The following is a 13,803-nucleotide window of genomic DNA, read 5'->3' as shown; positions in this document are numbered from 1 at the left end:
GCGCTCAGCGCTCAACCGGCCGACGTGTAGGCCGTCTTGACCGTCGTATAGAACTCGCGCGCGTATGCGCCCTGCTCTCGCGGCCCGTAGCTCGACGCCTTGCGCCCGCCGAACGGCACGTGATAGTCGACGCCCGCAGTCGGGAGGTTGACCATCACCATGCCGGCCTCCGCATGCTGGCGGAAATGCGAAGCGTGCTTGAGTGAGGTCGTGCAGATACCGGACGCGAGGCCGAATTCGGTATCGTTGGCCATCGCCAGCGCCTCGTCATAATCGCGCACGCGCAGCACGCTCGCCACCGGCCCGAACACTTCCTCGCGATTGATACGCATGCCGGACGTCGTATCGATCAGCAGCGCCGGCATCTGGTAGAAGCCCGGCGTCTCGCGTTCAAGCGCCTCGCCGCCGAACGCGAGCGTAGCGCCTTCGCGCACCGCGATATCCACGTATTCGAGGTTCTGCGCCAGTTGCCTGGCATCGACGACCGGCCCGATGTCCGTGCCCGGCTTGAGCGCGTGATCGATGCGCAGGCCCTGGAGCCTCGCGCGCACCGCCGTCACGAAGCGATCGTGGATGCCGTCCGTGACAATGAAGCGGCTCGACGCCGTGCATCGTTGCCCAGTCGAGAAGTACGCGCCCTGCACCGCGCAGTTCACCGCGACGTCGAGGTCTGCATCGTCAAGCACGATCAGCGGATTCTTGCCGCCCATCTCGAGCTGGACCTTGGCCTGCCTCGCCGCCGTGGCGGCAAGCAGGTGGCGGCCGGTCGCGACCGACCCGGTGAAGCTGACCGCGGTGACGTCAGGATGCTGGGCGAGCGCCTCGCCGATCACGCTGCCGCGCCCCATCACGAGATTGAACACCCCGCCAGGCAAGCCGGCGCGGCTGATGATCTCGGCAAGCGCCCATGCACATCCGGGCACCAGCTCAGCAGGCTTGAAGACAACGCAGTTGCCGTAGGCGAGCGCGGGCGCAATCTTCCACGCGGGGATCGCCATCGGGAAATTCCACGGTGCGATCAGGCCGATCACGCCGAGCGGCTGACGCACGATGTCGACGCTCACGCCCGGGCGCACGGACGGTAGCACCTCGCCGCCCGTACGTAGCACCTCGCCGGCGAAGAACTTGAAGATCATCGCCGCGCGTGTCACCTCGCCGATGCCCTCCGGCAGTGTCTTGCCCTCCTCGCGCGTGAGCAGCGCGCCGAGTTCCTCACGGCGTACATGCAACTCGTTGCCGATGCGATCGAGCGCATCGTGCCGCGCCTGGATGCCACCGGTCGACCATGCCGGAAAGGCAGCGCGCGCTGCCGCGATCGCCATCTCGGCCTGTGCGCGATCAGCTTGTGCATACTCGCCGATCACATCGCGCGTGTCGGACGGATTGATGTTGGCCTGGGCGCTTACACCCGCCACCCACTCGCCGCCGATGTAGTTGCGGAACACGGATTCGCTCATGGTGCTTACTCGATGATCTGGAACTGGTCGAGATAGCGGTCGTCGATGGTGAGACCCAATCCCGGTATGTTGTCGTCAAGATCGAGAAAGCCGTTTTCCGGCTGCGGATCGCCCTTGAAGATGTAGTAGAACAGCTCGTTGCCGACTTCGACGTCGTGCACCGGGAAGTATTCCGACATCGGCGAGGCGAGCGTCGACATGGTCAGGTGATAGTTGTGCATCTGACCGGCATGCGGAATGACCGGCACGCTGTACGCTTCGCACAACGCGTTGATCTTGTGAGCCGCCGTGATGCCGCCGACCCGGTTGGTGTCGTATTGCACGACGCTCACGGCCTTCTTGTCGAGCAACTGCTTGAAGCCGTGCAGCGTGAATTCGTGCTCGCCGCCGGAAATCGGGATCGAAGTCAGCTGGTTCAGTTCGGCGTAACCGTCGATGTCGTCGGCGATCACCGGCTCTTCGAGCCAGCGCGGCTCGAATTTCTCGAGCTTGGGCAGGATGCGCTTCGCGTACTCCAGATTCCAGCCCATGTAGCACTCGAGCATCAGGTCGTTCTCATAGCCGACCACTTCGCGGATCGCCTCGACCGATTTAAGATTCTCGCGCACGCCGGCCACGCCGTCGCGCGGACCGTAGCCGAAGCGCATCTTGAAGGCCGTGAAACCCTGCTCGAGATAACGCGCGGCCTCCTTCTGCATCTCGCCGAGGTCGGTGCGGTAAAGCTTCGAGGCGTAGCACGGGATTTTTTCCTTGGTCCGTCCGCCCAGCAGCTTGAACACCGGTTTGCCGGTGGCCTTGCCCATCAGGTCCCACAAGGCGATGTCGACGCCCGAGATGGCGGCCATACCGATACCCTTGCGGCCCCACGCCAGGGTCGAGCGATACATGCGCTGCCACAGGTATTCGTTGTCGAACGGGTCTTGACCGATCACCAACGGTGCGAGGTATTGGTCGATGATCGCTTTCGCGATGCGTGGTGCGAGCGCTACGTTACCGAAGCCGACCAGCCCGGTGTCGGTCTCGATTTCCACCACTGTCCAGCCGTGGAAGCGGAACATGCCCATCGAGTCGCCGCGGTCGTACAACTGATCCATCGCGTTGGAACAAAAGTGCGCCTGCGGCGGCACAGTCTTGCCCTTCCATTCGAAGACGCGGGCGCGAACGTTGGTGATCTTCATAGCGTGATTTCCTCTTGAGAATCGTGAGAGTGTCCGGACGGGGCGCCGCACACCGGGCAACCCTATCCAGGGTGAAACGTCATGCGCTCAGGACTGGAGTGCCGACGCGGCGGCCGAAGGGCTCGCGTAAAGTACGGGGCGTCGCGCCATCGTGGCGCGCAACGCATCAGTGCCCGTTTCCGCCGGCAACGGGCGCGGCACCCGGCGGGAGATCGATGCGGTAGAAACGCAGTGCATTGCCGCACATCACGGCACTGCGCTGTGGCGGCGAGAGATCGGCAAGCATGCGCTGCACGCCGTCGACCAGTTCCCGGTAGCCGATACGCAAGCCCGCTACCGGGAAATTGCTGGCGAACATGCAGCGCGCCCAGCCGAAGATCGACAGCGTATCGCGTACGATTCGCGCGTTGGCATGCCAGTCCCAGGCTTGCCCGCGCAGCCCGAACTCCGAGAGCTTCACGTGTACGTTGGGCTCGCGCGCCAGCGTTTCCATCCAGCCGCGCCAGCGCTTGAGCCCTTCATCGCTGCGATCCCACGCGAAGCCGTGGTGATTGAGGACGATCGGCACCTCGGGGAACATGCGTGCCACTTCCGCAGCTTCGGGCAAATGCCAGGCGGGAACCCGGAGGTCCCAGCTCAGGCCGTGACGGCCAAGCAGCGAAAAGCCGCGCAACCACGCCTCGTCCTGCATCGACCCCGGTTGCCCGCGTACGCTGTGCGCGGGCGACGCTGCTGTCACCGGCTTGCTGCGTATGCCCCGCACAAGCGGACATTCGAGGTGCTGCAGCAAACGCTCCCCGGTATCTGGCCGGTCGAACCAGACGTGCGCCACGACGGCATTGGGAAAACCGTGTCTCGTGTGCATCGCCTGCAGCCAGGCGGTCTCGGCAACCTGTTCGTCGCGGGCGCGCTCGGCCTCCACGTGGACCGTCGCCACCACCCGACACCCTTGTGCGGCGGCCCGATAATCCTCGGGCAGAAAATCACGGCAGATCGACCCATACTCGCCGAGGAAAAACGCTTCTGGATCATAGTCTTCCTGCAGCCAGGGGTATCGGCCTTGTGACAGATCCCAGAGATGGTGGTGCGCATCGACGATGTCGATGCGCTCCTCTTCCTGATTCGACATGCGTACTTTCACGGCAAAAGGTTTAACGCTCACAACGGGCAGGCAGCGTGACGGCGATCACGGCCGCCACCACCAGCGCAATCGCGAGGCAGTAGACTCCCACATTGGCGCTGTAGTGCTGGATCAGCACGCCCACGGCATAGGGGCCGCAGAAGCCGCCCAGATTGCCGAGCGCGTTGATCAGGCCGCGGGCGCCACCGGCCTGCTCGGGGTTGCAGAGCTTGGGCGGGATGGTCCAGAACACGCCGGCGGCAGCCTGCAGGAAGAAGCCGCTGCCGATCAGGAAAGCATAGGACAAACCGATACTGGCCTGAAAACGGACCGAAAGGAACAGGCACAACGCAAATCCAAGCAGCGGCGCGATGACGAAAGCCCGGCGCTGGCCCGTTTGATCCGACAGGTACGACGTTGTCCACATGCCGGCCATCGTGCCGATATACGGAAGGATGGCGAGCACGCCGACCTGTCCCATGCCGCCGTGCGTCAGGTTCTTCAGGATGGTGGGCAACCAGAGCGTGTAGCCATAGATACCGACCTGATAGAAGAAATTGAGCGCGATCAGGCGCCAGATGACCGGGTCGCGCAGCACCGCAGCAAACGAGGCGGAAACGGCTTTCGTGCCGCGCGTCGCTTCGCGCTCGGCACGCAGGGACGTCAGGATGTAGTCCTTCTCGGCCGCCGACAGCCATCTGGCGGTTTCCGGGCTGTCGCTGGCGAACGCAATCCACATCAACAGGGACAGTGCCGACACCACCCCCGTCGTGAAAAAGAGGTAGTGCCAGTTGAACGCCGCGAGCACCGCGCCGGACAAGGGCGCTGTGATCATGCCGGCGAGCGGTACAAACATGATGACCGTGGCATTGGCTCGTCCACGCTCTCTGTCGGGAAACCAGTTGCTGACCATCGTCAGCACGACAGGTAGCATCCCCCCTTCCGCGACACCGAGCAGAAAGCGCAACGTCAGCAGTTGCCAGGCCTCGGTCACGAGGCCGGTCAAGACGGAAATCACGGCCCAGGCGACCAGCGACCAGGCGATGAAGCGCTTGCCGCTGCCGAGCGCCGCCAGCCGTCCGCCGGGGATCTGCAAGAACAGATAGCCGATGAAGAAAATGCCGCCGGCGAGGCCGACCGTGCTAGCCGCGAGACCGAGATCGGCACTCATGCCGCCCGGCATCGCAAACGCGATGCTCACCCGGTCCATGTAGGAAACGATGCAAGCAAGGAGGATCGGCGGAATGACGCGCAGCCAGCGCTTGCGAGGAACGGCGATGCTGCTGGCGGCACTTGCCGCACCAACTGTTTCAATGGCGGTCATGACGTCTCCTGATATCGCACGCACGCGAATCCCGCGCGGTGCGTTGTTATGTGATTTGTTTTGCCGTGCCGCGACGGCACGCTAGTCGCTCAGCACCACCAGCCCGTCGGGCTCCTTTCCGGTCGCAAAGGCGTGCGACAACGCCAGCGTCTCCAGATCGAGTTTGGCCACGCTGTTATCGTTGAGCGGGATGTAGGCGAACGGCGCCGCGGGATGAAAAGCGAGCGCGATCGGCTTGTGCACGGTCGGCACACGATTCAGTTCCGCCAGGGTCTGCGCGTCGTAGATGCCGATGCTGCGCTCTCCGTAGTTCGTCACGAACAGGCGGTTGTCGCGGGACAGGTAGATGCGCGTCGGGTCCTCGCCGGTCGGCACGGTCTTGAGGACTTCCATCGTCGCGGCGTTCAGCATGGAGAGCGTCGCATCGTCGCGGCTCGCCACGTACAGGATCGATTCGTCGCGGTTCAGGCAGCAGCCCTCCGGGCGTCCGCCGACCCGAGCCGCCAACGGGGGCCGCCCGGTTTCGTGCGGGTGCACGAGCGTGACAGTGTGCGATTGCAGATGCGTGACGTACGCTTTCTCACCGTCGCGGCTCACCACAAACAGATGACTCTTGGTCCCACCCGACGGGACGGCGCGAATGGGCGTCCGGCGTTCCGCCGGCTTGTCGAACACGAGCAGCATGTTGTCGTGTTCGCTGAGCGCGTAGACGCGATCGTGACAATCGATCTGAATGCCGTGGATACGCCCGTGAGATGCGCAGTCCAGCGATGCGACATGTTCGCCACGAGCGATGTCGACCACGAAGACCTCGTGCCCGCCCACGCCTTCATGAGCGAAGGTTTGCACGCCGTAGTGTCCGACATAGGCGAAGGTGCCGTGCGAATCGACGACGAATTCGTGGGGATAAGCCGGCAACTGGGCGCGGAACGCCAGTGTGCCGGTGTCGAGATGGTAGCCGCTGAAGCTGTTACCGAATTTCTCGACGAGGACTGCTTTAAGACGGGATGCCATACACTTCTCCGGTCAGACGCGTACGCCAGTGGAAGCGCGATAGGAAGCCCCCATGCGGCGCGCGATCTGGAAGGCCTGCCAGGTGGCTTCCTCACTGGCCGTTCCGAGGCCGGCAATGTCGTAGGCCGTGCCGTGGGCCGGCGTGGTGATCGGTATCGGCAAACCGCCCTGCACCGTGACGCCGCGAGAAAATCCCATCAGCTTGATCGCAATCTGCCCCTGATCGTGGTACATGGTGACGACGGCCTGATACTCACCAGCCTGCGCCTTCAGGAAAATGGTGTCGGCAGGGAACGGGCCGTGAAACGGCTGGTCGGTCGGCCACTCGCGGGCCTGCAGCGCGCGCACCGCCGGCCCGATGATTTCGATCTCCTCGCGGCCGCACGTTCCACCGTCGCCGCCGTGCGGATTGAAGGCCGCCACTGCGATCCTGGGTGCCGTCACACCATTGGCCAGCAGCGAACGATAGATCAACTCCGCGGCCTGCTCGATACGCGCCACGCTCAGGTAGCCGGCCGCGTCCTTGAGTGGTACGTGAGACGAGATACGCGACGTCCACAACGTGCCGAGCGTATTGAATTCGCAGAAGTAACCGGTCACGCCGAGGTGTTCGGCAAAATGATGCAACTCGTCCTCGTGGCGCAGGCCGCCGAGCTTCATCGCCTGCTTGTTGAGCGGTCCAAAGCAAATGGCGTCGACTTCACCGTTGAGTGTGGCGTCCATGCACAGGTCCAGGATCTGCAGGACGGAGCGCCCGCCCGGCGCCTCTGCGCGGCCACGATGGACGTCGCGCGACGCCACGCTGTCGATCTCGACAAACGCGGGGCGCGACGTGTCGGTCCGGCCTCGAACCTCGTCGAACGAAGCTACGTCGACGGAGTGGACAGTCGTGCCGGCAACGCGTTGGCCGTCTTCCCACAGCCAACGATCGCCGACCAGGACGATGTTGGCATGCTCAGTGGCAGCGGGCTTTGCCAGAAGCTTGGCGATCAACTCGGGGCCGATCCCCGCAGGGTCGCCCAGGGTGAGTGCGACCACGGGTTTTGTCGAGGAAGTCATGGCGTCAGGTTCAGTGTGATTTAAGTGTTGCGTGCGGTGTTGCGGATGGTGTCGCGATAGCGGCCGGTGTGCACGGCATTAGCGGCTGTCGGCCGTCGCATAGGCAGGCGCCGATCGTGCGGAAATGGGGGCGCCGCGTGTCGGCCTGGCAAATGTCGGGGCGATCGCCGATACGGGAGGAAGCACGACGGTAGCCATCGTGCCGATTAGCGTGTCCATAGGGTGTCTCCAGTTCATTGTTCTGGTTTGGATGCTGTTCCAATTGAGCGTATGGTAGGCACACCATTGATCACCGTATAGTGAAATAATTTGATTCACCGATAACTTGAGGAAATCAATTTGGGCTCCATCGACAAGCGGGATTCAACCCCGCAACTGCTGAATCGTCTTCGCATGCGGCAGATTGCGTTGATGCTCGCCATCGACGAGCGCAAGACCCTCCGGGCGGCGGCCGCCGAACTTGGACTCACGCAACCGGCTGCAACCAAGATGCTCCACGAACTCGAAGATGCGATGGGGCAGCGCCTCTTCGAGCGCGTGGGTCGCGGCCTCGTGATCAACGCGGCGGGGCTGCGTGTGATGGAGTACTTCCGCGGCATTCGCGGCAGTATGGAAGCGCTCAACTGGGAACTTGGCGAACTGCGTCTCGGCAGCGCGGGACGTTTTTCTGTCGGCAGCGTCATGGCCGCATCGCCCGGACGGCTAACCGAGGCGCTGGTGAGGCTCAAGACAGAGTTCCCGCTGCTTTCCGTCGACATTGCGGTCGACACCAGCGACCGCCTACTCGCACAACTGCGCGAAGGCGTACTCGAAGTGGTGGTCGGGCGCTGGGTCGGCGAAGAGCGCAAGGACTGCCTGTTCCGTGCGCTCGACAACGAGGAACTCTCGGTGGTCGTCGGCAACCACCACCCGCTGGCCGGCAAGCGCCGTGTGAGTTTCATGGACCTGCAGCCGTATCCGTGGATACTGCAGCCGTTCGGCAGCCCGATGCGCGAAGTAATCGAGCGCGAATTCCGCGACCACCAAACGCCGCTGCCGCGTGGGCTGATCGAGACCGGTTCGATCCTCACCACCATCAACCTGATCTGCCGTTCGGCGATGATTGGCGTGGTCCCCGAAGCCGTGGCGCGCCGGGATGCGCAGCACAACGTGATCAGCATCGTGGCCTATCCGATCCGGCAGAAGCTGGCGACCTACGGCAGCATCGTGCGTCGCGACCGTCCTCCCAGTGCGGCCGCGCTGCGCTTTCTCGAACTGCTGCACACCGATTTCAATCGGGAGGCCGGCTAACCGGCTTCGAATCCCTTGACGCGCGGAATCAGTCGCAAGGTAGCCGGGACAACGGCGGCGATGCAAACCGGGAACGAGTACGGCGCCCCACCTAACCGCCCTCCCCCCGGGCATCGATCAGCGTGCGATCCAGACCATATTTCCTGAGCTTCTGATACAGCGTGCTCTTCGCTATACCCAGGTGCCGGGCCGCGGATGTCAGGTTCCCACGAGAGATGATGATCGCGTTGCGAATCGCACCATGCTCCGTCGTTTCCAACGTCACGCGACCGTCGCGCGAAACCGGCTCGTCGCCTCTGGTGCTCACCTGCCCGTTGCTCGAGCGCAGCTCCGGAGGCAGATCGGCGAGCGTTAGCCTCTCCGCGCTTGCTGTGAGAAGCATGCTCTCGACCACGTTGTGAAGCTCCCTGACGTTGCCAGGCCATGAATACGCGTCGAGCGCCGCAATAACGCCGGCGTCAATCTCAGGGCTTGCCCTGCCTTGCCCGGTCGCGAACTGACGGACGAGATGTTCGGCCAGGCGGCAAATGTCCCCCGGCCGGTCACGCAATGGCGGAATACGGATACTCGTGACGGCGACGCGATAGAAGAAATCCATCCGGAAGCGCCCTTCTGCAACCTCCTTTCTCAAGTCGCGATTGGTCGCCGCAACGAGCCGAAAGGTCACTTTCCTCGGAACGTTTTCACCGAGCCGATAGATTTCCCCCTGCTCGAGTACCCGCAGGAAATGCGGTTGCAGATCCACCGGCATTTCGCCGATTTCGTCGAGAAACAAGGTCCCACCATTGGCCGCTTCGATCTTGCCAAGTGCGCCGCCTCGGCGCGCGCCCGTGAACGCGCCATCGCCATATCCGAACAATTCGCTCGCCAGGAGTTCGCGCGACAGGCCGCCACAGTTGAGCGCGACGAAGGGGCCATCGCTCGCCTCGCTTGCCTGGTGAATTCCTCTCGCAAACAGTTCCTTGCCTACTCCAGTCTCGCCTAACAGCACGACCGGTGCGCGTGAACGGGCGATCTGGCGTGCCCTGTCGACGGCATCGAGCAGTGCCGGGGCTTCGCCAAGAATGCTCTCGAAACCGGCCGCCTTGTCGTCGGCACAGCCACGTAGTGTGCTGGCCGCTCTACGCACGGAGGCCGTGCGACGCACGAACGGAATGACAAGCAAACTGCCGATGCGCCTGCCGTCGTCGATCACCGGCTCGATCCAGTCGGGCTGGATCCAGTGAGGCAGATCGGCGGGCGAAATGTATGCAGCTGAGGAGTCGGTGGCGAGTGCGAGGATGCGCCTCGGCCGGGTGAGAGAAAGATCGCCGCCGGCGGCCGCGATCGCAGCCTCGGCGTGTTCGTTGACCTTGATCGGATAGCCGCCGTGATCGAACACAACCGCACCATCGGTCGCGAGCTTCGCCATTCGGCTCACGCAGTGATCGAGTAGCCGATAGCGAAGTTCAATGGTCCGCGCAGCCAGACGGCTTTCAATACGGCTGGCGGCCGTGACGACCAGTGCCAGGCTATGACGATTGTAGGATTCAGATAAGCCGGACACATCGATGACGCCAATGATCGTGCCGTCGCGCGGATCGCGGATCGCGTTGGCCGAGCAGGTCCAGCGCTTGATGCCGACGCAGAAGTGCTCGGCAGAATGGATCTGCACGGGTTGGCCCACCTCGATCGCGGTGCCGATCGCGTTGGTGCCACAAATCATCTCGTTCCAGGACGCGCCAGGCAAGAGCTGGATCCCGTGGGCCGACGCGATGGCGGCCGGGTCGCCTTCCAGGTTAAGGATGGTGCCGGCCGGTTCGGCGAGGGCCATGACCGTTTCGGTTTGAGCCAGAAAATCGCGGGCGTGCGCCATGACCGGCGCGCTGGCCTCAACCAGATCGCGGTGATTGCGTTGTAACGTGTACAGCAGATGCTCGTCCAGTGGCGGCGGCGCGTGACCCAACCTGGGATCGACCTGTCGCTCGACGCAACGTTGCCACGATGTGTCGACGAGGTGCCGCACGACACTGTGCGGTACTTCCCCGCCGTTCAGGAATCGCTCCCATGCAGCCATGATGACCGCTTCGTCACCGGGGTTCGAGAACATCTGTGTGGCATCCGACGTGCCCATACTCGTCTCCTTTTTTATATCGCCTTGCACTAACGGTTAGGCGTGTCATGCAGCTTGCGCGGTTATCGCTGCCGCGCCGCAACATGGCAAACCGATTCGGCTCATGCAAGGAGAAGGGCAAGATCGATGCCATCGATTGAATGTCACAGGAGAATGTTCGGTGCGCCACCCGGCGTTCGATTTCCGGACGACGGACGGACAGACCCCGTTCGATTTTCGAACGGGGTCTGCGCGCCGGCGCGCTCGTTCGGATAATCCTTTTTGCGCCGCATCAAACTGCGCCGCGCACGGAGCGGCTGATAAACACTGCGACGTCCCGCAATCAACTGCGGGACAACCGGGCGCGGTAAAGGCCGCGCCCTGCCAGTTGCGCTAGTCTGCGCGCTCGGGAACCGGCAACTGCAACCACTCCTTGTAGAACGCCTCGATATCCGGCTCGAAATCGTGAATCACCGGATACCACGGCGTCGGCGCTTCGACGTCGTGCATGGTTCCGCAATTCGGGCAGTAGTACTCGCGGTAGACCTGCCACTGCGTGTCGGGCGCCATGAGCTTCGGATAGACCTCGAGCATGGCCTCTTCGGTGTCGCGCACATAGACGTTGGCGTACAGTTTCCAGTTCTCGCGGTAGTCGCAGAACTCGTGGCCACAGTCGCACTTGACTAGCCAGTGCTTGCTCTTCGCGGCCTGCACGATATGCAGGTGCGGCCCAAGCGGCAAGACGATCTTGTCGGGCCATGCGACCTTGCCCTGCAATACTTCCAGGTACTGGCTAAAGCGCTCCTGATCCTTCGGCATGGACAACATGCGCACGGTCGTGTCCCAGTCGAGTCGCCCGTCGACCAGATTGCTGACCTGTTCTTTCGTGTAAGCAGACATTTCGATACTCCTTGATTCGCTTCGATATCGATACCGGTATGGATTACTCTTCGACCTGAACCACCGTGGTCACGTCGGGCAGCAACGAGAGATCCATCCGGTATGTCGAGCCGTAGGACGGCACGTCCAGCTCTGCCTCGGTCATATTCCAGTCGGCAGGCAGGTCCCAGAACTTGCGGAAGTCGTTGAGGAATTTCTCCGATAAGCCGAAGCTGGTCGCGAACATGTGACGCACCGGGCGCGACGCGTGTTTGGTGAGGACGCGCTCGCGCTCTTCCTTCATCCACTCCCGCGTCGGCAACGAGCGAGCAAGCCGCTCCGCGCGAATTTCTCCGCGGCGCTTCACGGTCTTGTTCGCATCGACCGTCCAGATCCCCGTTGCGTCCTGCGACAACACCGCGCCGTACACCTTCCCGGCATATTCGGGGAGCAGGAAGCCGTTGTTGAGATCCTTCGCAATCGCCTCCGTTTCCCGATCGAGCGGGTCACCAAAGCCCGGACCTCCGCGCAGATAATTGAGGTACAGGTCGTGGTTTTCGTAGCAATCCTCGGTCGTCATGCATTGCTTGTCGCGCTTGACCTTGGACGTCGCATCGATGTGCCGCTCGTAATCCGGTTCGTCGGGATTCGTGTCGCCGCCGAGCGGCAGCGAGAGTCCCTGCGCAATCCGCTCTTTCAGGCCCGTCTTGTGCGCCTCGAACCGGTAGCCGGTGGCAGACGGATAGCCGCCCATGAACCCCCAGTCGCTGTTCATGTAGCCATTGCCCATGAAGAACATGGTCCAGTCCTGGGCCTTCCAGACCATGCGCAGGGTTTCGAACCCGCACCCACCGCGATACTTGCCATAGCCGCCGGAATTGGCTTTGACGTTGCGCCCGAGATAGAGCAATGGCTCAGCCATCTCCCAGATCTCGATGTCGCCCATGTCGCCTTCCGGGTTCCAGATCGCCGCGGCGTGATTGAGGCCGTCCTTGATGGCGCCGGCGCCTGTCCCGCACGAAGAGGCCTCGAAGCTGTTGACCGCGTGCACTTCGCCGTCCTGGTTGATGCCGCCGCCTTGCAGCCAGTTCGACGTATTGGCGTTGCCGGCATTGACTTCTTCCAGATAGCCACGGCTGAAGTACGCCTGACCGAGCCCTCGCCACATGGCGCTCCACCCAGATACCAGGAAGTGCCATGCATAGGCGTGCCCGGTGCGGCGATCGTCCGGATTCATCCATGTGCCCTTGGGCAGGCGGAACTCCGTGCCGAAGTAGGCGCCGTCGTTGATGCGCTGGGTCGGCACCAGGGTCTGGGTCATCATGACCCAGATGCCGCTCGTGAATGCCACATGGTGAGCGTTGTAGGTGTGCCATCCCCAACGGCTCGCGCCTTCGAAATCCAGCCGCCATGTGGCGTCGGGCCGGATCGTCATTTCTACCGGCGAGTGCATGATGGTGTCGATCTTGGCGAAGGCCGAGGGCGTCTGGATATCTTCGTGGGCGTAGGGCACATCCACGAAGGCGACCTTGCGGTATTTGCCGGGCAGCGTCATTGCCTTGATACGGCTTTGCAGCCCACGACGGCCCTCTTCGATGACCTCGTAGCTGAACTTCTCGTAGGCTTCCAGTCCTTCGGTGGCGATGATCTCCTCCACCATGTCGCGGATCATGTGGCAACCGGCGATCCGGGTACGCTCGTCGAGAATCCAGTATTTCGGCGTGCGCACCGAACGCTGGCTTTCATGAAGCCAGTCGCGTAGCGGCTGGTCGTTCACGCCGGTCTTGCGGCAGGTGATCTGGTAGCCGTCGCCGAAGCGCTGGACTTGGCCCGTCGACATCGATCCCGGCGTTACCGCACCGGTGTCGATCACGTGGGTTACACCGCCCACCCAGCCGATCAGTTTGCCGGTCCAGAAGATCGGCACGATCGTCGCAATATCGCAAGGGTGAACGTTGCCGATCGAGCAATCGTTATTGGTAAACATGTCTCCCGGATTGATGCCCGGGTTGTCCTCCCAATTGTTCTCGATCATGTACTTGATCGCGGCGCCCATCGTGCCGACGTGGATGATGATGCCGGTCGAGGTCAGCACGCAGTCGCCGACCGCGTTGTACAGCGTGAAGCACAGTTCCCCTTCCTGCTCCACGATCGGCGATGCAGCAATCTTCTTCGCGGTTTCGCGAGCGTGCACCAGACCGCCGCGAATCTTGGAGAACAGTTTCTCGTAGCCGATCGGGTCCTTCTCGCGCAGCTCGAGCCGGGCGAGCCCGTTGTAATGGCCCGTCTTGCTGGTGCGCGCCATGATCTCGGCGCGGAACGCTTTCAGGGTCTTGCCGTTGGCGAGCAGCTCGGGCTGGCCGACTTCCTTGGATGACATGAGGTTCATT

11 protein-coding genes are annotated in these 13,803 nt (G+C 62.9%); 1 reads left to right on the top strand and 10 read right to left on the bottom strand.

From position 1 onward, the window contains the following. Window positions 1-11 precede the first annotated feature (11 nt). From WN982_RS09535 to WN982_RS09505, 7 genes are all read right to left on the bottom strand, one after another. A complete protein-coding gene (locus WN982_RS09535) occupies window positions 12-1,445 on the bottom strand; it encodes an aldehyde dehydrogenase family protein (protein WP_341315758.1) in 1,434 nt (477 codons plus the stop codon). A 17-nt stretch (window positions 1,446-1,462) separates the two neighbouring features. After that, entirely contained in the window at window positions 1,463-2,635 is a 1,173-nt protein-coding gene (locus WN982_RS09530) for an L-rhamnonate dehydratase (protein WP_341315447.1), read from the bottom strand. 166 nt (window positions 2,636-2,801) lie between these two features. Further along, window positions 2,802-3,764, bottom strand: coding sequence for an amidohydrolase family protein (locus tag WN982_RS09525; RefSeq protein ID WP_341315446.1), 963 nt, complete (start codon window positions 3,762-3,764; stop codon window positions 2,802-2,804). Between the two features lie 22 nt (window positions 3,765-3,786). Continuing rightward, window positions 3,787-5,079: an MFS transporter gene (locus WN982_RS09520; RefSeq protein WP_341315445.1), complete on the bottom strand. Its 1,293-nt coding sequence runs from the start codon at window positions 5,077-5,079 to the stop codon at window positions 3,787-3,789. 81 nt (window positions 5,080-5,160) lie between these two features. Continuing rightward, window positions 5,161-6,093, bottom strand: a complete 933-nt coding sequence (locus WN982_RS09515; protein WP_341315444.1) for a YncE family protein — start codon at window positions 6,091-6,093, stop codon at window positions 5,161-5,163. Between the two features lie 12 nt (window positions 6,094-6,105). Then, window positions 6,106-7,152, bottom strand: a complete 1,047-nt coding sequence (locus tag WN982_RS09510; RefSeq protein ID WP_341315443.1) for a 4-hydroxythreonine-4-phosphate dehydrogenase PdxA — start codon at window positions 7,150-7,152, stop codon at window positions 6,106-6,108. A 78-nt stretch (window positions 7,153-7,230) separates the two neighbouring features. Continuing rightward, window positions 7,231-7,371 (bottom strand): hypothetical protein, encoded by a 141-nt coding sequence (locus WN982_RS09505; RefSeq protein WP_341315442.1) that lies wholly within the window; start codon window positions 7,369-7,371, stop codon window positions 7,231-7,233. Between the two features lie 120 nt (window positions 7,372-7,491). Here WN982_RS09505 and WN982_RS09500 point away from each other — a divergent pair, with 120 nt between their 5' ends. Beyond that, a complete protein-coding gene (locus WN982_RS09500) occupies window positions 7,492-8,442 on the top strand; it encodes a LysR family transcriptional regulator (protein ID WP_341315441.1) in 951 nt (316 codons plus the stop codon). A 91-nt stretch (window positions 8,443-8,533) separates the two neighbouring features. Here the strand turns inward: WN982_RS09500 and WN982_RS09495 are convergent, their stop codons facing one another. The 3 genes from WN982_RS09495 to WN982_RS09485 form a co-directional block, all read right to left on the bottom strand. Then, window positions 8,534-10,555, bottom strand: coding sequence for a sigma-54-dependent Fis family transcriptional regulator (locus WN982_RS09495; protein WP_341315440.1), 2,022 nt, complete (start codon window positions 10,553-10,555; stop codon window positions 8,534-8,536). Between the two features lie 372 nt (window positions 10,556-10,927). Beyond that, window positions 10,928-11,434, bottom strand: coding sequence for an acetone carboxylase subunit gamma (locus tag WN982_RS09490; RefSeq protein ID WP_341315439.1), 507 nt, complete (start codon window positions 11,432-11,434; stop codon window positions 10,928-10,930). Window positions 11,435-11,477: 43 nt separating this feature from the next. After that, window positions 11,478-13,802 (bottom strand): hydantoinase B/oxoprolinase family protein, encoded by a 2,325-nt coding sequence (locus tag WN982_RS09485; protein ID WP_341315438.1) that lies wholly within the window; start codon window positions 13,800-13,802, stop codon window positions 11,478-11,480. Window position 13,803: the final 1 nt, after the last annotated feature.

Origin of the sequence: Paraburkholderia sp. IMGN_8 (assembly GCF_038050405.1) — a bacterium.
GTDB lineage: Bacteria > Pseudomonadota > Gammaproteobacteria > Burkholderiales > Burkholderiaceae > Paraburkholderia.
This window is presented reverse-complemented; position numbering and strand designations above follow the sequence as displayed.

What these genes read in the sequence shown, in the direction of transcription:
- WN982_RS09525 (WP_341315446.1), bottom strand. Translation starts at nt 3,764, where the DNA reads ATGTCGAATCAGGAAGAGGAGCGCATCGACATCGTCGATGCGCACCAC.
- WN982_RS09490 (WP_341315439.1), bottom strand. Translation starts at nt 11,434, where the DNA reads ATGTCTGCTTACACGAAAGAACAGGTCAGCAATCTGGTCGACGGGCGA.
- WN982_RS09485 (WP_341315438.1), bottom strand. Translation starts at nt 13,802, where the DNA reads ATGAACCTCATGTCATCCAAGGAAGTCGGCCAGCCCGAGCTGCTCGCC.
- WN982_RS09520 (WP_341315445.1), bottom strand. Translation starts at nt 5,079, where the DNA reads ATGACCGCCATTGAAACAGTTGGTGCGGCAAGTGCCGCCAGCAGCATC.
- WN982_RS09495 (WP_341315440.1), bottom strand. Translation starts at nt 10,555, where the DNA reads ATGGGCACGTCGGATGCCACACAGATGTTCTCGAACCCCGGTGACGAA.
- WN982_RS09510 (WP_341315443.1), bottom strand. Translation starts at nt 7,152, where the DNA reads ATGACTTCCTCGACAAAACCCGTGGTCGCACTCACCCTGGGCGACCCT.
- WN982_RS09515 (WP_341315444.1), bottom strand. Translation starts at nt 6,093, where the DNA reads ATGGCATCCCGTCTTAAAGCAGTCCTCGTCGAGAAATTCGGTAACAGC.
- WN982_RS09530 (WP_341315447.1), bottom strand. Translation starts at nt 2,635, where the DNA reads ATGAAGATCACCAACGTTCGCGCCCGCGTCTTCGAATGGAAGGGCAAG.
- WN982_RS09505 (WP_341315442.1), bottom strand. Translation starts at nt 7,371, where the DNA reads ATGGACACGCTAATCGGCACGATGGCTACCGTCGTGCTTCCTCCCGTA.